General features: G+C 43.4%; 20 protein-coding genes. 11 read left to right on the top strand and 9 right to left on the bottom strand.

Annotation, left to right across the window (positions count from 1 at the left end):
- Positions 1-62: 62 nt before the first annotated feature.
- Positions 63-1,724: a nitrite/sulfite reductase gene (locus tag A3738_RS23300; RefSeq protein WP_068478738.1), complete on the top strand. Its 1,662-nt coding sequence runs from the start codon at positions 63-65 to the stop codon at positions 1,722-1,724.
- Positions 1,708-2,190 carry a DUF934 domain-containing protein gene (locus A3738_RS23295; RefSeq protein ID WP_068478742.1) on the top strand — a complete coding sequence of 161 codons (483 nt, stop codon included), beginning with the start codon at positions 1,708-1,710 and terminating at the stop codon, positions 2,188-2,190. The genes A3738_RS23300 and A3738_RS23295 overlap by 17 nt, the downstream gene beginning before the upstream one ends.
- A gap of 63 nt (positions 2,191-2,253) precedes the next feature.
- On the opposite strand, the gene A3738_RS23290 is transcribed toward A3738_RS23295, so the two are convergent.
- The 3 genes from A3738_RS23290 to A3738_RS23280 all read right to left on the bottom strand — a co-directional run bounded on the left by A3738_RS23290 (position 2,254) and on the right by A3738_RS23280 (position 6,209).
- Positions 2,254-3,831 (bottom strand): tetratricopeptide repeat-containing sulfotransferase family protein, encoded by a 1,578-nt coding sequence (locus A3738_RS23290; protein WP_068478745.1) that lies wholly within the window; start codon positions 3,829-3,831, stop codon positions 2,254-2,256.
- A gap of 123 nt (positions 3,832-3,954) precedes the next feature.
- Positions 3,955-5,091, bottom strand: coding sequence for an HD-GYP domain-containing protein (locus tag A3738_RS23285; RefSeq protein ID WP_068478748.1), 1,137 nt, complete (start codon positions 5,089-5,091; stop codon positions 3,955-3,957).
- Between the two features lie 257 nt (positions 5,092-5,348).
- Positions 5,349-6,209: a hypothetical protein gene (locus A3738_RS23280; RefSeq protein ID WP_068502433.1), complete on the bottom strand. Its 861-nt coding sequence runs from the start codon at positions 6,207-6,209 to the stop codon at positions 5,349-5,351.
- 127 nt (positions 6,210-6,336) lie between these two features.
- Between A3738_RS23280 and A3738_RS23275 the strand changes: the two genes are divergently transcribed.
- Positions 6,337-7,755, top strand: coding sequence for a 3-oxoacyl-ACP reductase (locus A3738_RS23275; RefSeq protein ID WP_068478754.1), 1,419 nt, complete (start codon positions 6,337-6,339; stop codon positions 7,753-7,755).
- On the opposite strand, the gene A3738_RS23270 is transcribed toward A3738_RS23275, so the two are convergent.
- Entirely contained in the window at positions 7,752-8,561 is an 810-nt protein-coding gene (locus A3738_RS23270; RefSeq protein WP_068478757.1) for a M23 family metallopeptidase, read from the bottom strand. The two genes, A3738_RS23275 and A3738_RS23270, sit on opposite strands and share 4 nt — an antisense overlap.
- A 73-nt stretch (positions 8,562-8,634) precedes the next feature.
- Between A3738_RS23270 and A3738_RS23265 the strand changes: the two genes are divergently transcribed.
- Positions 8,635-9,261 (top strand): alpha-ketoglutarate-dependent dioxygenase AlkB, encoded by a 627-nt coding sequence (locus A3738_RS23265; protein ID WP_068478760.1) that lies wholly within the window; start codon positions 8,635-8,637, stop codon positions 9,259-9,261.
- A gap of 4 nt (positions 9,262-9,265) precedes the next feature.
- Here the strand turns inward: A3738_RS23265 and A3738_RS23260 are convergent, their stop codons facing one another.
- Positions 9,266-11,644, bottom strand: coding sequence for a Lon protease family protein (locus A3738_RS23260; RefSeq protein WP_068478764.1), 2,379 nt, complete (start codon positions 11,642-11,644; stop codon positions 9,266-9,268).
- A 155-nt stretch (positions 11,645-11,799) separates the two neighbouring features.
- Between A3738_RS23260 and A3738_RS23255 the strand changes: the two genes are divergently transcribed.
- From A3738_RS23255 to A3738_RS23240, 4 genes are all read left to right on the top strand, one after another.
- Positions 11,800-12,057 (top strand): hypothetical protein, encoded by a 258-nt coding sequence (locus tag A3738_RS23255; RefSeq protein WP_068478768.1) that lies wholly within the window; start codon positions 11,800-11,802, stop codon positions 12,055-12,057.
- A gap of 77 nt (positions 12,058-12,134) precedes the next feature.
- Positions 12,135-12,518, top strand: a complete 384-nt coding sequence (locus A3738_RS23250) for a hypothetical protein (protein ID WP_068478770.1) — start codon at positions 12,135-12,137, stop codon at positions 12,516-12,518.
- Between the two features lie 15 nt (positions 12,519-12,533).
- Positions 12,534-12,974 (top strand): PaaI family thioesterase, encoded by a 441-nt coding sequence (locus A3738_RS23245; RefSeq protein ID WP_197472443.1) that lies wholly within the window; start codon positions 12,534-12,536, stop codon positions 12,972-12,974.
- 24 nt (positions 12,975-12,998) lie between these two features.
- Positions 12,999-14,762, top strand: a complete 1,764-nt coding sequence (locus tag A3738_RS23240) for a diguanylate cyclase (protein ID WP_068478776.1) — start codon at positions 12,999-13,001, stop codon at positions 14,760-14,762.
- Positions 14,763-14,777: 15 nt separating this feature from the next.
- Here A3738_RS23240 and A3738_RS23235 read toward each other — a convergent pair whose 3' ends face one another.
- Both A3738_RS23235 and A3738_RS23230 read right to left on the bottom strand, forming a co-directional pair.
- Positions 14,778-15,344, bottom strand: coding sequence for a DUF1415 family protein (locus A3738_RS23235; RefSeq protein ID WP_068478779.1), 567 nt, complete (start codon positions 15,342-15,344; stop codon positions 14,778-14,780).
- The gene (locus A3738_RS23230) at positions 15,337-15,891 is read right to left on the bottom strand and encodes a hypothetical protein (protein WP_068478782.1); all 555 of its coding nucleotides are present in this window, start codon (positions 15,889-15,891) and stop codon (positions 15,337-15,339) included. The genes A3738_RS23235 and A3738_RS23230 overlap by 8 nt, the downstream gene beginning before the upstream one ends.
- A 118-nt stretch (positions 15,892-16,009) precedes the next feature.
- Here A3738_RS23230 and thiD point away from each other — a divergent pair, with 118 nt between their 5' ends.
- Complete coding sequence (gene thiD, locus A3738_RS23225) at positions 16,010-16,807, top strand: bifunctional hydroxymethylpyrimidine kinase/phosphomethylpyrimidine kinase (RefSeq protein WP_068478785.1); 798 nt, start codon at positions 16,010-16,012, stop codon at positions 16,805-16,807.
- A gap of 42 nt (positions 16,808-16,849) precedes the next feature.
- Positions 16,850-17,992 (top strand): hypothetical protein, encoded by a 1,143-nt coding sequence (locus A3738_RS23220; RefSeq protein ID WP_068478788.1) that lies wholly within the window; start codon positions 16,850-16,852, stop codon positions 17,990-17,992.
- Between the two features lie 78 nt (positions 17,993-18,070).
- Here the strand turns inward: A3738_RS23220 and recA are convergent, their stop codons facing one another.
- A complete protein-coding gene (recA, locus tag A3738_RS23215) occupies positions 18,071-19,108 on the bottom strand; it encodes a recombinase RecA (protein WP_068478791.1) in 1,038 nt (345 codons plus the stop codon).
- Positions 19,109-19,411: 303 nt separating this feature from the next.
- Here recA and A3738_RS23205 point away from each other — a divergent pair, with 303 nt between their 5' ends.
- Entirely contained in the window at positions 19,412-20,800 is a 1,389-nt protein-coding gene (locus A3738_RS23205) for a cytochrome P450 (protein ID WP_068478796.1), read from the top strand.
- On the opposite strand, the gene A3738_RS23200 is transcribed toward A3738_RS23205, so the two are convergent.
- Positions 20,797-22,154, bottom strand: a 1,358-nt coding sequence (locus A3738_RS23200) for a molybdopterin dinucleotide binding domain-containing protein (RefSeq protein ID WP_156504444.1), incomplete at its 5' end; no start/stop codon positions are given. The genes A3738_RS23205 and A3738_RS23200 overlap by 4 nt on opposite strands.

The following is a 22,154-nucleotide window of genomic DNA, read 5'->3' as shown; positions in this document are numbered from 1 at the left end:
CGCCCCTAGTATTAGCTCCAACATTACAACTTATAACTACGTCAGTAACGGTAAAAGCCAGTATGTATATTTACGACGAAGTGGATTCGCGCATTGTTAAAGAGCGCGTTGCCCAATTTCAAGGTCAAACCGATCGTTACTTTGCAGGCACGCTTGCGGCAGATGAGTATTTGCCACTGCGCCTTCAAAACGGTCTTTACGTTCAACGTCATGCGCCAATGCTTCGTGTTGCGATCCCTTACGGAATGATCAACAGCACACAGCTTCGTAAGCTCGCGCAATTATCACGTGATTTCGACAAAGGCTACGTGCACTTCACTACACGTCAAAATGTTCAGTTCAACTGGCCAGAAATTAAAGACGTACCAGAAATGCTTCGCCAGCTTGCTGACGTAGAAATGCATGCTATTCAAACTAGTGGCAACTGTATTCGTAACACCACTACAGACCAATTCGCTGGCGTCATCGATGATGAAGTCGTCGATCCGCGCCCTTACTGCGAAATCATTCGTCAGTGGTCAACCTTACACCCTGAATACGCGTTCTTACCTCGCAAGTTCAAAATTGCTGTAAATGCTTGTCCAAGTGCAGATCGTGCAGCGATTGCTGTTCACGACATCGGCTTAGAAATCGTAAAAAATGCTGAAGGCCAAGTTGGCTTTAAAGTATTTGTCGGCGGCGGCTTGGGTCGTACTCCGCTTATCGGCTCATTGATTAATGACTTTGTTGCTGAGAAAGATCTTCTTACCTATCTAGAAGCGATCCTTCGTGTTTACAACCGTCATGGTCGTCGTGACAATAAATACAAAGCGCGTATCAAGATCTTAGTAAAAGCGCTAACTCCGGCTGTTTTCAAAGAGAAAGTCGAAGCTGAATGGGCTTTCCTGAAAGACTCAGAAAACCAGCTGACAGAGCAAGAAATTTCACGTGTAAAAGCATTCTTTACTGCACCAGCTTATGAGAATCTTGAGCGCAACTGCGCTGAGTTTGTCGCTGCGCAAGAAGAATCAAAAGGCTTTGCGAACTGGATAAAACGCTGCACAAACGATCACAAAGTTGATGGCTACCGCATCGTTACGCTTACGCTCAAGAAAACAGGCATTCCACCGGGTGATGCTACAGATCGCCAAGTTGATATTGTTGCTGATCTAGCTGACCGCTACAGCTTCGGAGAAGTGCGTGTAACCCATGATCAAAACCTCGTTCTTGCTGACGTTCGTGAAGATCAATTACATGCTCTTTGGAAAGAAACACAAGCCGTCGGTTTCGCGACACCAAACCTTGGCATGTTAACCGATATGATTTGCTGCCCTGGTGGTGATTTCTGTGGCCTAGCCAACGCAAAATCTATCCCGGTTGCCGAGCAAATTCAGCTTACTTTCGACAACATGGATTACTTGTATGACCTAGGAGAGATCGATCTAAACATCTCTGGCTGTATGAATGCTTGTGGTCACCATCACGTTGGTAACATCGGAGTACTAGGTGTAGATAAGCGAGGCCAAGAGTTCTACCAAGTGTCCCTAGGTGGTGATTCAGGTCGAGATGCCTCCATCGGCAAGATCCTTGGCCCATCGTTCGCGCGCGCAGACATGCCGAATGTTATCACCAAGTTGATTGATGTTTTTGTTGAGAATCGCAGCGAAGATGAACTTTTCATCGACACTTATCGCCGTATTGGCATGGACCCATTCAAGGAGCGCGTATATGCCAAAGCTGATTAATCTTACCGGCGATCAAGCAAATACTTTTGAGTTGCTTGCAAAAGACTACGAAGGTGACGTAAAAGCAAACACCATCGTACCGATGGCGTTTTTTATGGCGAACCAAGAAGCTGTTCTTAATGCTGGAAACGTGGGCATCTGGATCGACAGTGAAGAGCAACCAGAAGAGCTACCCGAAACAGCGAAAACTTTGCCAGTTATCGCGATTAACTTTCCTAAATTTATGGATGGTCGTGGCTATTCAATTGCACGTTATGCTCGCGAGCGTTTGAACTTTGAAGGCGAACTTCGCGCAATCGGTGACGTACTGCTGGACCAGTTGTCATACCTTAAGCGTTGCGGTTTTAATGCCTTTGATATGCGTGACGATGTCGATACAGAGCTCGCGCTATCTTCTCTTGGCGAATTTACAGAAGCTTATCAAGCGTCTAATGAGCAACCTACGCCTTTGTTTAGACGTCGTTAGTCTTTGTTGCTCAGCACAAAAAAGCCGACTATCTGAGTCGGCTTTTTTGTTTTCTGGCAAACCTTACAAGCGTCCTTCGCCACTCTCCAACACCTCATTCAAAGGTTTTAGCTGCTCTTCAAATGGCTTCGATGCTTTTACTGCATCTTTATAAATTGGCTGCCTAACCTGCGCTACAGAAGCGGTGCGTACTGCGCGCTTGTTCTTATGGAACATTAAGCAGTCTGTCTCCATTTCAAGCCCACAATACTCGAGTAGACGCGCAATCTCCTGCTCAGAATTAGCAATCATATTTTCATAGTTTGCCTCATAAATTCGCTTAGGAAACAGAGACGTACTCAACTCCATATGCTGCTTATAGAGGTTGTAATACATACCAAGCTCGCGTAAATCATTTGTGTAGCCATGATTCCCACTAAAGTTTTGTTTATAGATAGAGAAACATGTTTCACTCGCATTACGCGTACAATGTATGATCTTCGCCTCTGGCAACACTGCTGCAATAAAAGCACTCATCATGTAGTTGTAGGGCATCTTATCGGTAAAGTAGACCGGCAAGAGCTCATCACGCTGAGATTGCATTGCGCGTACTTGCCCTAAATACTCTGCAAACGCCGCGTGTAATGCAGTCGCAATCTCATCAACGGAGTCGCTCTGCATAATGCGATCGTTGTGCTTAGAAAAACACTCTGAAAGCGTTTTTAACTCACCTTCAGCCCCTACTTTTGAATGACTCGACAAAATCTGTTCGATCAAAGTAGTGCCCGAACGAGGCATGCCCAGAATAAAGATTGGAGCAGCTCCATCCTCTATCTTCGGTTTATTAGCCAACGCTTCTATCAGCTCGGGAGTCATTGCTTTCTGCAGCATCGCGAACATGCTTTGCGTCTGCGTATGTGCATATTGGTAGCCAGAACGATTTAAGTCGTTACCCTGCTTCAAATACTCAAAACTCATCGACTTATCGCCTTTTTTGTCATAGTGCATACTGACAACATAGGCCAAATTCATCTTCGCATCAGCTGGCAAACCACCCTGACGAAGCTTTTGCTCATACTGGGGAATAATCTCATCAAGTAAAGGCTTCTTCTTTCCCTTTCCATGAATAATAAGATTGCGCACGATACCGATTTGACCGGGATTAAGTCGCAAGGCTTTTTCAAAAAACTTATATGCTTTATCGCCCTCACCTAAGCGGCTCAACGCCATTCCTTTGAAGTTCAGAAACTGTGGATTCTGGGGCTGTTTTTTAATTAGTTCGTTGACGAGAGTTAGTGCTTCTTGCTCTTGATGATTAGCAATTAAAACACCGACATATTGACCTGCTAGCGCTAAGTTATTGGGGTGGCGTTGAAGCAATAAACCCATCCATTTAGACGCGTATACATTTTCACCAAGCTTGGCTGCCACATCGGCAGCATGCTGAATTAATGCATCTTCATCGGGCAAACCATCAATAGCAATAGAGAAATGCGAAAGAGACTGGGTAGCTCGCTTAGTTTGAACTAAAACAGATGCTAAGCGGGCATTTAACTGAGGATTCTCTTTATCGTTATCTAATAAGCTTCGATATATGTTTTCTGCTTCAACAAGCTTGCCTTGCTGATGAAGTTGAGACGCGCGAACAAACTCTTGTTGCATTGGATACCCTTAAAACTTCTTGAGGATCAATTTCTTGTTGGGCAGCAACAATAAAGAAGTTTTAAGAGCATTTCTGATACACCTTCCACAGTATGTCGATAGGCGATACTAATGAACTTTTGACTAGCTAAATAACGAGAATGCCTTATTTGGCTTAAGCGACGAAATAAGCGATTTTAACTCACTGTTCAAATCACTCGCTTTGCTTGCCGCATCTTGAGGCAATGATTTTTGAACTGTTTTGAGTTTCTCCATAATTCTTTCTAAAAAGTTTGGTAAAGCCTGTAAATATATTGCCACGCTATTTCCGCACTTTTTATCCAATGCTTGTGCAAAACCGGTATCGCGCATGAGTAAATCAAGCTTTTTGATCAATGCACGCAGTTGTCGAACAGAAGCGTAATGCTCAAACTCGAGCAAATCTGAACTATAAGCCAAGGCATTTGCAGAAAAAGAACACATTGCTTCAAGTTGCATCAATGCCTTAGCGTCTGAGGTAGATAATTGAGCATGATAATGGCTCGAATTCGCAGCCTCTGCTAATAAAGAATACGCAGCACCATTTACCTCGCGAAAATACATAACACTCGAGAGTTTTAGTTCGGCAATACAATCATATAAATCATCGAACCCGCCTCGTTCAGCCAGTAGATCGCTTACTTCGTTAGCAACAATCAGTATTTGCTGTTCAATGCTAAGTTGATTCTCGCCGACGTTAGTCGGATACCCTGTGCCATCATCTTTTGCATGATGATGAAGAACAAGTTCAGCGACAAGAGAATCATCAGACATAACATCTTCAATGAGACTTGATCCAACCAAAGCATGACTTCGGTTTTGACTCGAGGTAGACACGCTCGGCTTACCACCCAATTTCGCACGCACGATATTGAAGTAATCGCTAATCCCATAGTCTTCCATGTATGAGCCTACGTCTTGCAGCAAAGCTGCATAAAACAAGGATCGAATACGCGCCTTTTTTATTCCTAAGCGACGTGCTACTAAGACACTAAACATTCCGCAGAATAAGCCTCTTTCAAAATCTAGTATCGAATTAGCATAGATTCGCGAGAGAGCTTCCAAAGCTTGAGGATATTGCAGTAACTCAACACAGAAGCGCTCAAGCTCAGTCCAGAAATCGTCACTAGAGCCAGTAATAGTTTCTAAAGGACCATAGAAAGAAGTTAAGCCCTTTGCAGACTCAATAATTGCTTCAGGAGTAATGAGAAACTCAGGCTGTAAATGTTTGCTTGTCGCCATTAACATTTGTCTCCAGACAACAACCGAATACACGGTTCTAGAACAAAAAATAGAAAATTCATCAAGATCAATTCAACGCATGAAAACTTGTTACTCACTTAACTGTAGGTGAGATATCTAAGTTCTACAAAGTTATGTTTAGAGTAAAAAAGAACAAGCTAAGACAGTTCACAATTTAATTCTTATAAGGACTAACTAGAGAGCGAAACAGACATAAAAAAAGCGGGCTTAAGCCCGCTTCTTAAATACAATTTTGACTATGGAATCATTAGCGCGTTGGGATCAACAATATCACCAGCAGGCCCTATTTTTGGTTGGGCAACAATAGGTTGAACCGCAAGCGATAAGTGTTCTTCAGCTTTTGACTCAACTTCAACAACTTGCTCTTCTTCAGCAATATTATCCGCCTTTATTTGAGCAAGTTCAGCTTTAACACTCGTTAGGTCCTTTTTGAGTTTAGACACTTGGATTTTCGACTGAGCCAATGCCTTGCGCGAAATCTCACGACTCGACTGTGCCATTTCGAGTTCTTTTGCTAGGCGATCAACCTCAAGACGCGTATCTTTCTGACGTTTAACTAAAGCCTTGTAGGCTGAAGATCGCTGCCCCAATTCATTGCGGGATGCATCTAAGTCTTGGGCCAACTGCTGTGCCTGCCCTTCTACACTTTGCAATTGTGACTCAAGCTCTGCCGTCACATTGATGCTGTTTTGATATTCCGATTCCAGCAAGATGATTTTTTGCTTTTGCGTATCGATAATTTGTTCAGCCACGCCAAGCTGAGAAGCAGTATCACCTTTAATTTGCTCTAAGAAACCTCTTTTCTTTTCGGACTCAACGAGGTCTTTAGTTACTTCAACAAGTTGAGCCGATTTGTCAGACAAATTCGTTTTTAAACCGTCAATCTGACTAATCTTTTGAATGAGCTCAGAATTTAAGGTTTGGTTATCCATGTAGAATTTAAGACCGAATCCAACACTCGACAATAAAGCGATAAAAAGCACTGCAGCTATCATCAAGCGCGCCTGGCTCTGCTTCTTTAAATACGTAAACCATTGCTCAGCGACCGCTTCGCTAGCCATATCATTCATATTTAGTTCGCTATTAGGTTTCATCATTTATTACTACCTGAAATGCCGACAATGCATCTCTACCATTTAAGTTTTAAAAAGTTCACAATACTATTACTTAATAGCCTAGCACGCTAACAACAATTGGCTAACTTATTCATTTAAAAGTAGAAACATGCACGATTTTTATACCCGTATTGCTCAGTCCAGTTTTGGTAAGACTATATTCGATAGCGTTGGCTTGCCTAGCCCTCCGATTTTAAAACGCTCTCCTGATAACTCCATGGAACAACCACGCGGACGAATTTTGATTGGTGGCGGCATCCGCGCTAAGGCTACCCGTAAATTGATCAACGAATTACAAGCTGATCAAATTAAACTCGCGAGCCCTTACTGGGATGACCCTAAGAAAGCCGCTCTATTTAATAAACACAATAGCGCCAAGCAAAAGCTTGAGCTCATCAACTTTGCACAAACATCAAATCATAAATTCAAAGGCATTATATTTGATGCTACTGGGTTTGAGACGGCGTCCGACTTGAAGTCGCTTTATGTCTACTTTCATCACGCCCTGAAACATTTAAAGCAGAACGGCAGAGTTATCGTCATTACAAATCGCACTAGCGATGAAAAAAGCCCTGAAAACAACGCCTGCATTGAGGGCACGCGAAGCTTTGTTCGATCATTAGCGAAGGAAATTGGCGCAAAAGGCGCAAGTGCAAATCTTATAGAAGTTGAGAGCGGCGCAGATAAAAACTGCTACCCAGCTCTAGCCTTTTTGCTTTCGCGAAAATCTTCTTACATTACTGGTCAATCTCTGACTGTTTCTAATACCCGTACGGTCGCCCCAAGCTGGCATAAACCCCTTAAAGGAAAAATTGCCTTGGTAACAGGCGCAGCATTTGGCATCGGCGCTGAAACAGCCCGCGTACTTGCACGAGACGGCGCGATCGTTGTCTGCCTAGACATACCTATCAACCAAGCACCACTTACGCAATTTGCTTCAAGCATCGGCGGACATGCGATAGCGCTTGATCTAACAACCACAGATGCAGTTGAAGAATTACTTGGTTCAATCACATCTCAATTGGGAGTAATTGATATTGTTGTGCACAACGCAGGTATCACCCGCGATAAAACCTTGCGAAATATGAGACCGGAGCAATGGGATAGCGTGCTCAACCTCAATCTTGAAAAGATCATCAAAATTAATGAAGCTTTGATAGAGAAAAAAGCACTCGCAAAGAATGCACGAATAGTCGGCGTCAGCTCTATTTCTGGCATAGCTGGCAACTTCGGCCAAACAAATTATGCGTGTTCGAAAGGTGGGCTAGCCGGTTATACACAGGCTATGGCAAGCTCACTCTCTAACGGCATGACCATTAATGCTGTCGCACCAGGGTTCATAGAAACCAGAATGACAAGCAAGGTACCTTTTGTGCCAAGAGAAGTAGGACGCCGATCAAACGCGTTTTCACAAGGAGGTTTACCAATTGACGTCGCTGAGGTCATCGCCTTTATGTGCCAATCAGCATCACAAGCGATCAACGGTAATGTTGTGCGCGTTTGCGGCCAAAGTTTGCTAGGACGCTAAAAACCTTTAGGCAAATCAATATCAAGCACTAAGGCTGGATCAACACGTTGGTCCAGCCAGTTCATACGCCAATCAAGGTGAGGCCCTGTAGATCGACCACCTGAGCCAATCTTTGCAATCACGTCGCCTTGGCGAATCTCGTCACCCTCTTCCACCAAGATTTCGCTTAAATGAATAAAAGTGGAACTCAGACCGTAGCCGTGATCAACGATAAGCGTTCCGCCCGAGTAATACATATCAGGATGAACTAGCGTCACAACACCACTCGCTGGAGCGATTACCGGATCACCTGTTGGGCCGGCATAATCAATGCCGTAATGAGGCCGCTTAGGGACACCGTTATATACACGCTGACTTCCGTATACACCCGTAACTCTCCCCTCTGATGGCACCACAAACTTTGTAATGAAATCGGTTCGATCAAGCATTGTTTTGCGCGCTGATTTGACCAAAGCCGTTTCTTTACGGATTCGCTCTAAACGCTCAGGTGGTGGATTGACAGTCTTCTGCGGGACTCCTTCAATATATTGAGTTTTATAATCACGTTTTTTTAGGGTCAGAGGATACTCTTGTGCACCTTGTTCAGTAGAATGAATCAGCATTTGGTTTAGCTGCGCATCCCGCCCAAAACCGACAACAAAATAGCCAGAGTCACTCACCTCTACCCTTCGGCCATTTAAACGTATTTCACCACCATCTGAGCTCTTCCCAAAGAGCACGCCGCCTTGAGTTAATACCCCGTGATATTCAAGCGCATATGATTGAACGGAAAATAAACCAAGAAGAATAAAAACAAGTATATTCATGTAATACTGACCTACTTAAAAACTCACGCCTAACTAACAGTTATTCTCCAACATGCATTGAGGCGATCGCACAATGAATCAGGAAAGTTTATTTAATGAAAGCCTTCCAAAGCAAAATGAACCAGAACTGATTCAGTTGTCAGGAGGTAATCTTTCATTTTTTTCGCCGTTTCTCGATGACCATACAGCCGGGCAACTTTTTCAAATTCTATTGGATGAACTGAATTGGCAACAACCAGAAATACGAGTTTATGGCCGCTATCAACGTATTCCAAGGCTGCAGGTTTGGATGGGAGATGCGGAAAATAGCTACAACTACTCCGGCAAATTATTCCAGCCGACACCTTGGCATGATGCAGTGTTAACCATCAAAGAGCGAGTCGAAATACTGACCAGTTGCGCTTACAACTCAGTATTGATCAATCAGTACCGAGACGGGCAAGATTCCGTTTCTTGGCATAGCGACGATGAGTCAGAGCTAGACTCTGATACTCCAATCGCATCGGTATCGCTTGGTATAACACGAAAGTTCGAACTCAAGCCAAATGATGGCATCGAAACCAAACAGTCGATAGAGCTAAAACACAACACCTTGTTGGTGATGTCACCAGACGTTCAAACTCACTGGAAGCATCAGATACCCAAACAACGACATATAAAAGAGCCTCGAATCAATTTAACATTTCGCAAAATCAACTAAGGCGCTACGCACCTTCTTGTTCATTTTCTGCAGTACGCAATGCATCGAACTTTTGCAAAATAGATCCATACATTGATCGAACAGGATAATTTCCATCCTTATCTTTAACCCCCGGATGCTCTCCTAACAATAATTCAAGCGCTTCATCTACCCGTTCAACTGTGTAGATATGGAAGCGCTTGGCTTTGATTGCATCGCGAACTTTTTTACTCAACATCAAATTGATCTGGTTAGTAGAGGGCAAGATAACAGCTTGCTCTCCCGTCAAACCAAGAATCTCACATGCATCAAAGAAGCCTTCAATCTTCTCGTTCACACCGCCAACTGGCTGAACCTCACCAAATTGATTCACCGAGCCGGTTACAGCAAAATTTTGCTTAATTGGCCGTTCACCTAACGAAGAAACTAACGCGCATAATTCAGCCAACGATGCGCTATCACCATCAACTTCTCCATAAGACTGCTCAAAGGCAATACTTGCAGACAAAGGCATCGGCTTATACTTCGCAAACAAAGTCGAAAGATAAGATGAAAGAATCATCACACCTTTCGTGTGAATATTTCCGCCTAGACGCGCATTGTGCTCAATATCAATGATATCGCCATCACCAAAGTAGCAATTCGCAGTCACCCTATTCGGCATACCGAACTCGGCTCCACCTGTACTCAAAACTGAGAGCGCATTGATTTGTCCGATCACAGCCCCTTCGACACTTAGCAAAGTGGAACCATTGCTTAGGGTGTGAAACATTTGATCTTTGATACGACTGTTACGCATTAAGTTACTTTCTAAAGCCCTCTCTACATGAGCACAACGAATCATGTTCGAGCTTTGTTCTTGGGCCCAGTAATTACTTTCACGCAACAAGTTGGCGATATCCGACGCGTGCAGAGAAAGCTTACTTTGGTCTTCTGCTTGTCGTGAACTATGTTCAATCACTCGAGCGATCGCTTTGCGATCACAATGCAGAAAAGACTTCTCGTGAACCAAACTTGAAATGAACTGCGCATAATGAGATTCAGAGCTTGGCGTTCTAGGCATTTCGTTCTCAAAGTCAGCAGCCACTTTGAAGAGCTCTGTGAACTCAGGATCATAATGCTGAAGCAGTAAATAAGTCTCTCTATCACCCAGTAAAATGACCTTCAGGTCTAAAGGCATTGCTTCTGGATCAAGAGAGATAGTCCCCGATAAAGTAACTTCGCGCTCCAAAGAATTCACTTGCAGAGAACGCGAACGTAAAGCGCGTTTCAAGCCATCCCATACAAAGGGTTGCTCAAGCACTTTCGCAGCATCAATAAGTAAATAACCACCGTTTGCCCTGTGCACAGAGCCTGAACGAATCAAGCTAAAATCGGTAAATACAGATCCTTTGTAGGTCACGCTTTCTACATAACCAAACAAGTTGTGGTAATTGGGGTTTTCTTCAACAACAACCGGCGGGCGATTATTACTGTGGTTGACGAGAACATTGATTTGATAACGACGCGGAAGCTTTTTATCAAGCGTGGCGTCTGCCAATGCTGCCTGCTCTTCACCCTCTTCTAAAAACACATCAAAATTATCAATCAGATCTTGCTGCAATCGCTTCAGATACGAAACGACATCGTCTTGCTCACCGTATTTTTCGAGCAAGTCATCGACATGATGTTTCGACACGCCCACGACTACTTCTTCATTAAGCGCTTGTTGCTTATCAACAAATTCTTGCTCCCAAGCAGCAAGTTGCCTGATCGTGCTGCGCAACTTCACTTCTAGCTTGTTAATTACAACATCAAACTTATCTTGTTCTTCCTGTGATAAGGCAGCAAAGGTATCAACCGTATGAGGCTCGTCTCCGTTTAAGGCGGTGAGACGATATCCTCCAGGTGTCGTAACGCTCAGCTGAACGCCCTTTTTCTTTGTTTGAGCGGCAAACTTCTCGAGAGCTTGTTCTTGGATCTCTGCATACTCAGTTTTTAACTTTTCTGCTCGTTCGTAGTAGCTATCATTATCGAATGCTTGAGGAATGGCTTTTGCAAGCCGGCTAATCATAGCCTCCATGTCTTTTTTCAGTTGCGCGCCAAACCCAACAGGCAACTTTAAAATCTTAGGGCTACGAGGCTCATCAAAATTTACGACATAACACCAATCTGATACATGATTCTTGGGCGTCAACTTGTTCTTGAGATAACGCAGAATCATTGTACGCTTGCCCAAACCAGTGCGGCCAATCGCATAAATATTGTAGCCGCTACCAGGCATCGCCATTGCAAAACGAACTGCTTCTTGCGCCCGTTCCTGGCCAACTATATCTTCAAGTGGTTCAAGTGTTTTGGTTGAAGAGGCAGCTATATTAGCTGTTGCGCACTCTGCGTATACGTCAGTGTAAGAAAGCTTTTTCAAGACAGAACCTTACTCACAAGGTGAGAGTCGTTTTAGCGAAGGAATCTACACTCTGCAATAATTTGCATCAACGCGCAAAAGCCTAGCGCACATTATTAAAGAACATTAAGTAATTGACGATATATTAACCACAGAGTCTTGTTAGAGATTTGGTTATGCATATTGAACGATTCACACCTCAAATCAGAAAAACGCTAGTCAAAGCGCGAGAGCGTGTTGCGCTCATAAAAAACGACGCGAATCCTAATCAAGATCACCAAGACAGACGTAAAACAAAAGACCGTCGGAATAAAAACCTTCCCATAAATTTTAGAGATCGTCGGGAAGGAAAAGACAGACGTAAACAAGATCAAAAGGCTGCCATTCAAGACCACGAATCAAACCTTGGTCAAAATATCGATATAAGCGTTTAATCGTTGGTATGTCAGGCGTAATCGGTTAACCTAAACAGTCATGTTATGCGAGTTTTAAGTCAAAGTAGATCGTACGGATGCAATCAAACAGGCTAATCAATTGGGCTGAAAAACGAATTAAACTACGGCACAAAGCGCCGGGCCTTCGTTGTAAGCTTTCTCATACAGGTATTTCTGGCTGGTTCAAGCCAACGAAGACCATTGAGTGCCTTGATTTCAATCGCTACGGCATGGCTGCATTGATAGCTAGCCCCCTACGAACCGGCACCGTAATTTCACTTCAATTCAAAGGTAAATACATCGTTCAGTCGAACGTCAAAGCGCGCGTCAGTTCCTGCATTGAACAACCGGATGGGTTTCGTGTTAGTCTAGTTTTTTGTTATGCGACGGACACTAAACAATACAGTCGTAAAATAGATAATGCTCTGTCGCGCATTGAGCGCATATATTCCCAACAATAATAAGAGAAAATAGCAGTGTCAGACCTTAATACAATAAAAATGGCTGTCGAAGAGAAAATTGATTTCGTAAAACGAAGTGGCTTGAAACTCATTGAAGCGGAAGACGGTTACGTAACCTGCTTAATGCCTGCGAAGGGAAATCAAAATCACATTGGAGCGATGTATGCAGGTGCATTATTTACCTTAGCGGAAATTCCTGGCGGTGCTTTATGGTTTGCGAACTTCGATATTACGAAGTGCTATCCCATACTTAAAAGCTTCACGATCGATTATTTAAAGCCCGCTCTTGGCGACATCCAAATCCGTATCGGTCTTAGCTCTGAAGACATTGAAGCTTATCAGGCCCAATGTATGGATAATGAAAAAGTAGAATTCGAACTTGTCGGTGGTCTAACTGATTCTCAAGGACAAGTTGTAGCGCGAAGCAAAGGGATTTATCAACTTCGCCGCCATTAAATTAGATGTAAAAGCAGTAAAATAGTGACAAACAAACTTCACCAGAACCCAAGCTTTTATGTGCTTGTTATTGCCTTCTTTTGCTGGGCTGGCGTATGGGCGTTTACATCCAATTCCTACAATACCAAATTTCAATACTGGTCATTCATTGATCATGACAACCTAGCATTACAGCACATACTTGAGCTGCCTAACGAAAGTTGGGATGCACTTGAAGGTAATCAGTATCAGCTCGATGCGCTCAACAAGCAATTTTGGCGCTTAGACGAACATCCTATTCTCTGGCTTAAAATTCAAATCCCACGACGTATCAAAGAGTCTCGACTACTGCTGGAAATCGTGCCGAATACAGGTGTTGATGGGATTCTCGTTCAGAACATTGATAATCGCTGGCAGTGGATTTCAGCCGAAGGTCGCAATCCAAATAGAGACCAAGAGCTACCAACCAATTACCTCACATTCCCAATGGATCCACGCGGCGAAGTAAAGTTCGCTTACTTAAAACTCAATACAAGCCAAGTATTCAATTTTAGTTTGAATGTATTCACCGAAAACAACTGGATATGGGAGAACCTGATTCGCCACCTCATAACGGGAATGGTACTCGGCGCCATGCTGTTATCCTTGTTTTATAATTTGGTGATAGGTATCAGTGCCGGCGAACGTATTTACATTGTCTTCGCTGCCTATGTTGCATCGACATTCCTTTGGACAATCGTATATATGGGGTATCTGCGCATTGTGTTCCCTGACTGGGGTGGACTTGGTGCTGTCGCGCGTTCAGCGGTTTATGTTCTGATGTACACAGGCATCGTGTTAACGAGAGACTTCTTCAACTTGCGCGATTCCGGCAAGTCACTAGATCGCTTACTGCAATTTTCTCAGGCCGGCGTCGTTGCAGCTCTGATGGTTAGTCTATTTATCAATGACTTCTTCGCGTTCGTTCTCAATGACACAGTTTCAATGTACTCCATCACGCTAATTTTAATCACCTCATTGATTGCTTTGAAACAGGGTCATCCCTTAGCACGGATCTTTGTGCTGGCCTGGTCTATTTTCTTAGCCGCTGCATTGGCATGGGCGCTAGTATGGGTTGGCTATGTCGAACCCACACTTACTTCGCCACATATTTTATTGCTAGGCGTTTCCATAAAGATCGCATTACTATCATTAGTACTCAGTCATCGCTACACCTTCCTTAAAGAAACCAGTGAAGAACTTAATCGGGAATTCCAAAAATACCAATCGTTAAGCGAACGCGATGAGTTGACTGGGATCTATAATCGCCGCGGGTTCTTAGCTACCGTAAAAAATGAACTGGAAACTCAGCCGCATGAACTTGTATGGCTTTCGATAAATATTGATAATTTCAAATTTTTCAACGATCGCTACGGACATTTGACCGGAGATAAAATACTTTCTGAATTTGGGACACTATTAAAATCACGATCTCAACGAGAAGAATTTACATCCAAGTTGATCGCTGACAAGCATAATCAAATTTATCGACGAAGCATCGTAGGAAGAATGAGCGGCGAAGAATTTTCAGTGCTTTTAGTCAACACATCGATCAACCAAGCAAAAATATATGCGGACCGGCTACTCAAAGAATTCTCTGAACTAAAAATAATGACAAGTAATGGCGAGTTTATAAACACAACCTTGTCGATCGGAGGCTCCGTTGTGAGTCAAACGGACAACGTTGATTCAGCCTGGAAAAAAGCTGACCGGAATTTATCAGAAGCTAAAAACAGCGGAAAAAGCCAAATCGTGATTGAAAGCTCTTGATGCAAGATCTGGCTCTCATTTGAGCTCTACATATCCCCTAATCTGCGCAAATGTCTGTTCATCCATCGACTCAAGAAAATCAATATTTCGATGAGGAATATCTTCCGTTTTGTCCTCTCCATAAGCCAGTATTGCCTTAGCCATAGACTCTTGCCTGATCAAATGAATCATTGGGTAAGGACTACGATTTGTGTAGTGAGATCGAGCATTTTTTAATTCACCTTCAAATTCAAACTCAGGATGAAATGCAACGACTTGCAATTCATCAGACAAACCAGAGTCCTCAACCCCGTCATTTAACTCATCAACAAAGTCTAAGAACATCTCAAACTGCGAAATTGTATTGGGACTTAACACCAGCAAGCTTGTCTCGAGTTCTTCTGTGTCTGATTCGAACAGGCGGTTTATTTCATCACGGATAAAATAAGAGGTCTCTATCAACGACGACTCAAAGCAAGCATAGATACCAACTCGACCGACCTTAAACGGCAACGCTGCAAATGGGCACAAGTCATGACGAATAACCACTTCTTCTAACCATTGTTTAGTTTGCTCGCACGCAAGCAATTCATCTTCATTCATAACTATGCTCTTTTTCATTCTGACCTTTAGATGGTTTGATCCAAACGATGCTCTCGTGGTTTTGGTCTTCGTGCCCCTCTAGAATGCATTTCAAAAAAACTTTAGCAGGGCTATCGAAACTAAGGATCATTTCACGTTTATCAAATGCAGTTAAAGCCATTGTCGGGCGATCGCTTAACGTGCCGACAATGGATTTAGCATCATCAGATTCGGTGTTGTGCGCATGCTTGTGTCCTTCGGTATTATCTGGAGGCATAGTCGCGTGATGATGCTCATCGTGAACAAAATCCATATAATCTCCATCCAAAAGATCCGATTGAGGATCTTGCGAGAATAAAAAAATATGCGCTTCATCAGTTTTGTTCTCGAAAACAAAACGAACGACTTCGCCCGCATTTATTTCGATTGTATTTGGAAACAGCAAACGATGAAGCACCTCAACTCGCTGCACAATATCTGCAGATGCAACGCCAAATAAAGGGTCATTCCAATATTCACCTAGAATATCCTCTGGCTGAACAGCATTCGATAGAGGAACCCATGACACAAAAGCAAATGCCAGTACTGTTTTCCTAAATTTAAACACCCAGTTTGCCACCCATCTTTAGTATATGTTTCACTTATTACTCGATATTCTAACTGATTAAAAATGGATCTCTAACAAGGTGAAGAAGTACCCAATTTGCGTGACGATTGCTGGCTCTGACAGCTGCGCTGGCGCAGGAATACAAGCAGACCTTAAGACCTTTCAAACTCTGCAATGCTATGGCATGAGCGTTATTACCGCAACGACAGCCCAAAACCATCTGGCAATCAACGAGATGCACCCCATACCGGTCACACATGTTGAAACTCAACTAAACACTTTACTAGACGAATACGACGTGGCTGCAATAAAAACAGGAATGTTTGCCAATGCCGAACAGATCGAGAGCGTTACGCGCATACTCAACAACTATGCGCAAATTCCACTGATTGTTGATCCAGTATTGGGTAGTAGCTCGGGCACCGAATGGGAGAGTCATACACTCGTCGAAGCAATAAAAAACCTGCTCCTACCTCGCGCAACAATGATCACGCCAAATTTTGTGGAAGCATCGCGGCTGTTCCCCGATTATTCAATATCAGATCTCCAGAGTATCTCGGAAAATACTAATACAGCGATACTGCTAAAAGGGGGACATGGAATTGATGAAACGACTGTTACGGATTCTTTCATCAACAAAAATGATGTACTAACAATCCGTCATGAAAGAATTAGTACGCTTAACTCTCACGGTACCGGTTGCACTCTCGCGTCAGCGATTGCCGCAAACATAGCCTTGGGCAATGACCTGCAGAACAGTACCAAGGCTGCAATAGACTACGTGCATCAAACGCTTAGCAATTCCAGAAACTATTTACACGATTCGTGTAAGAACGAACTCAGAAACTTACCGATGAATCACACAATAAAATTATAAACCTGCGTACAATTCGCCAAAACAATTCAAAGTTACACAAACATGATCATCTCACGCCTACTTCCAATTCTTATCGCACTACTCATTGGAGCTTGTGCTTCTCAACCAGAGAATGACTACCAAAGCATTGAAACATCTCAAGTCGAGCAAGATAACCCGAGGGCAATGTATGAACGGACAGCAGAATTGTTTGCTCGACCAGAGAACCTAGGTCTAGAGTTCTATTCTCCAACATACTATTCCTCAGCAACACGAGCTTTAAAAGATGCTGAGCGATCTCTGAACAATCCTAGAGACAAACAACCGTCCGTTGCACAAGCAACTATCGCTGCTAGAAAACTTTTAGAAAAAGCACAATTAACCAGAGCGGCGATCGAAAGAAATCTGAAAGACTTCGTAAAGCATCGAAACTTACTGGTTGAGTTAGAGGCATCAAAATGGCAACCCGAAGACTGGAAAGACCTACAAAAAGAAATGAAAGAGCTAGTGCTTCTGATTGAGGATGATCGAATTAAGAAAGCTCTGAAGCTTGAACCAAGTGTTCGCAAAAGCATGTATGAGCTAGAGATTAATACTCTACTCGTGTCGAGTTTGAATCAAGCACGAAAAACACTCGATCGTGCAGAAAAAGCTGAAGCCGAAAATTATTCCCCTTACTATTTTAACCAAGCTCAGGCACTTATCGCCGACACGGAAATATACATTCGTGGTAACTACCGTGACCGACGCGGTATCGCATACAGATCTCAAAAGGCAGATACCGAAGCACTTCATGCATACAAAACCGCTCTTGATAGTAAACGCTTAGTTGAATTCGATGAATCTGACACAGAAGACTATTTAATAGCCCTAAAACAAAAGCTTTTCGCTTTATCCAACGAAATAACAGAAACACCAATTATTCCCGTCACCATTGATGAACTCATTGAGCTATTGGTGAGTAATGTCAAACTTACAGGGAGCCAAGTGCCTGAACAAGAAACAGACTTCAACATTGATGATACACAAAGCGATGACGATGAATCGATTGAAGTACTAGAAGTGTTGGATAGTCTGTATTTAGACGACAGTCCAGGTGACACTCCATGGTCAGAATCCAGTATTGATGACGACGAAGCACAGAACTCATTCGACGACTATTCGAGCGAAGAGCAAGCGTTTGATGAGGTAGAGTTTGTAGAATAAAAAATGCCCGCTCGAAAGCGGGCTGCACATTAGCAATACAACTAGTCTTAGCAAAACACTAAGACGGAGGGGGGATTTTTAAACTTCCAGTTCTAATTCTTTAGGCTCGCCATCGCCTTTTTCGTCGATCTTAGGCATGAACTTATCGCGAATCTTCTGCTCAATTTCATTTGCGATTTCAGGGTTCTCTTCTAAGAATTTAGCAGCATTCGCCTTGCCCTGACCTATTTTGTCGCCATTGTATGCATACCAAGCACCTGATTTATCGACCAAGCCTTCTTTCACACCTAGGTCGATTACCTCGCCCATATGATAAATACCTTTACCATACATAATCTGGAACTCAGCCTGTCTAAACGGTGGGGACACCTTATTTTTCACAACCTTCACACGAGTTTCATTACCCACAATTTCGTCGCCTTGTTTAACGGCACCAGTTCGACGAATGTCCAAACGAACAGAAGAATAGAATTTAAGTGCATTACCACCTGTTGTTGTTTCAGGGTTACCAAACATCACACCAATCTTCATTCGAATTTGGTTAATGAAGATACATAGACAATTTGCATTCTTGATATTACCTGTAATCTTGCGCAGTGCTTGAGACATCAAACGCGCTTGTAAGCCAACGTGGGAATCACCCATGTCACCTTCGATTTCAGCACGCGGCGTAAGTGCTGCAACGGAGTCAACGATAATGACATCGACCGCTCCAGATCGAACTAGCATGTCTGCGATCTCTAAAGCTTGCTCACCAGTATCTGGCTGTGACACCAATAGTTCATCCACATTAACACCTAGCTTTTCGGCATAGATGGGGTCTAGTGCGTGTTCAGCATCAACAAATGCACAAGTCTTTCCTTGCTTTTGGGCTTCAGCAACAACTTGAAGCGTCAGCGTTGTTTTGCCAGAGCTCTCAGGGCCATAAATTTCAACGATACGACCGTAAGGCAAGCCACCTATACCCAAAGCGATATCTAAACCGAGTGACCCAGTAGAGACTGACGGGATCAACTCACGTGGTTGATCACCCATTTTCATCACTGCACCTTTACCAAATTGCTTTTCAATTTGAGATAACGCAGCGTTTAACGCTTTTTGTTTATTGCCTTCCATTATGTTTCCCCTATCGTTGTGTTTTCTTTGTTTGCGTCCTTGCAAACACATAATACTGTATAGATGATCAGTATTATGTTTAGCTTCTTTGCATCTGTCCAGTTTTTTATTTCTCAGTTTTATTTCATGGCTTCGTCTGCCTTCACGAGATTAACTATACGCACGAAAACGACAAAACATGTCGCGATCGAAAATAATTTTTTATAGCCGTATAAAACAGAAGCACGCAAAACAAGCGCGTGGTGATGCCAATGAAGTGAAATTATTATTACCCTCAAATAAAGACTAATAAGAAAAGCTTTCATGTTCCGCGATCCTACTGTTACTTCTCCCGTCCCTACTCCGCTTAAAGGTGTGATGCCGGCAAGCCCATTAATTGGGAACTTATTTGATTTCGCTAGAAATCCCTTAGCGTTTGTTCGTTCCGCTGTTAATTACGGAGAACATGTGGCTGATTGGCGCGTACCTGGTGAGCGGATATCCTTTGTTACTAGCGCAGAAATGAGCCACCAGATTCTTGTGAAGCACTACACTGATTTTCGCAAGGCTGAATGTGATGTAGGCGTGATGGCTCATGTGCTCGGCAACGGTTTGGTAACAAACAACAGTTACTCCTCACATAAGACACAGAGAAAGCTTGCCCAACCTGGCTTTCACTTTCGCCGAATTCAAAACTATGCGCAAACGATGATCGATTACTCGTATAGCTACGCAACATCGCTGGAAGAAGACGAAGTGAGGGATGTGAACGATGATATGTTCAAACTCACGCTGTATATCGTATCTAAAACACTCTTCAATAATGATATGGAGCATATGAGCGCACTATCTGACGAAATCGGCGCGCTGATTCATGAATTGCAATTCATCATGAATAAAGGCTTCCAGAGCATGTTTGTATTGCCATCGTGGATTCCGATGCCGGGACAAAAACGACTTGCTCGAGCTAAATCAAAATTGATGCATAATATTGAAACGATGATCGACGCTAGAAGACAAGATGATGGATCCTTTGTCTTCGGAGACGATCTGCTCTCGATGTTAATGGAAGCTGAATATGAAGACGGCTCTAAAATGCCAAAAGAGCTGCTTATGGAAGAATTAATTACCCTTCTTTCTGCTGGGCATGAAACCACATCCAACACCATGACATGGGTATTTTACTTAATCGCATCACACCCTCACATACAACAAAAATCGTTCGATGAAATAGATCAAGTAGTGGGAAAGCGAGAGTTAAACTTTGATCACTTAGCGGAGCTTAGCTACACAGAGCAAGTTGTAAAAGAAGCGATGCGAATGTATCCCGCCGCTTGGGTTTTAAATACTCGTCAAGCGAACAAAGACATCGAAATCAATGGCGTGTTTTTCCCAAAAGATAAACATGTCATGGTGAGCCCCTACATCAACCATTACAACCCCAAGTATTTCCCAGACCCAGACGTTTTCGATCCGGAGCGTTTCTCTCCGGAAAACGAAGCGAAGATCCCGAGATATGCTTATATGCCTTTTGGAGGAGGAAATAGAGTGTGTATCGGCAATTCGTTTGCCATGATGGAAAATAAAATTATTTTGGCCGTCTTTGTTCAGCAGTTCTCTTTCAGTTTATGCGAACAAACAAAGATTGAACCAGAGCCTCAAATCACCCTTTCTAACAAAGGTGGTATGAAGCTCAGAGTTTGTCGTCGCTAGAGTTTATGGACAGAGCACGGAACGCCGTTAAGCCCCGCATTCCCTGTTAATGGATCATAGTACTGATCGTCCACGATATCATTCACACTGACACCAGCGCACTCTTGGGCGACCGATAAGTTAGTGCCCTTACGATCATGCCCCCAGCCATGAGGAATACTAATCACGCCGGGCATGATCTCGTCTGATGAAAACGCGTCTATTTCTATTTTACCTACTCGAGACTGAACCACTATTCGTTCACCCTCAGCCATCCCCAAGCTATCAGTATCGCTAGGATTTAGTAAGGCGTGATCTCGTCGAGGGCCTTTAACAAGTCTCTGGGAATTATGTAGCCATGAATTATTACTTCGGATATGACGACGCCCGATGAGCAAGAACCCTGTCTGAGAGTCACAACTTTCATCTCGACCTTCCTCTCGCGTTGCGAGAGCTTCAATCTCTGGCAACAAGCTTTCAATAACGACATGAATGCACTTGTCTTCAGTACAGATGCGCGAGCTCAACCCAGATTTCAACGGTCCTAAATCGATCCCGCTAGGATTTGATTTAAGCTTATCTAAACTCAAGGCTAACCCTTGAGTAGCAGCTTTGCCATAAGGTCCCATTTGTAAGCCCATATCTATCAACAAATGTGGAGGGATAAGTGGCTTAAAAGGAATTTCTTTAGCAATGGATATTGCCTTAGCTAACCCGCTTAAGATCTCCCAGTCATGCATATAGCCTTCTTTTTTCTCAAAGATGGCACCGCTGTAACGAGCATAATCTCGAACAGACAGGCGAAGGAAAGCAAGATCGTAATGATCGTGTTCAAGAGGGCCCGTCGGCGGAAGAATATAATCAGCATGGCGTGTCGTTTCATTTAGATAAAAATCCAAACTGACCATCAAATCTAATTGGCTAAATGCTTCATCAAGTTGGCGTCCATTCGGAGCAGATAACACAGGATTACCAGCCATGGTAAACAAGGCTTTGTATTGACCTTCTCCCTCCGTCAAAATCTCCTCAGCCAATACAGTGCTCGGCAACTCCCCTCCAAATTCAGGAAGTCCAGATACTCGACTATGATATTTCGCGTAATGACCACGGCCAGGTTCGCCAGGTTTCACATACCCAACTGCCGATGAGGGAAACATTGCGCCACCTTGCTTATCGAGATTTCCGCTATAGAGATTGATTAGATGAATCGCCCACTGGCATATTGTCCCATAGCGCTGAGTAGACACACCCATTCGCCCATAGATAACAGCCTTATCAGCATTCAAAAACGCATCAAACACATGCTTAAGCTCGTCAGCACTAATACCTGATTGTTGAGCCGCTTTTTCTATTGAGAACGACGCAAGCATATCGT

This window comes from Oleiphilus sp. HI0066 (assembly GCF_001635725.1).
The sequence above is the reverse complement of the archived record's forward strand: the minus strand, read 5'-3'. Positions and strand labels throughout refer to the sequence as shown.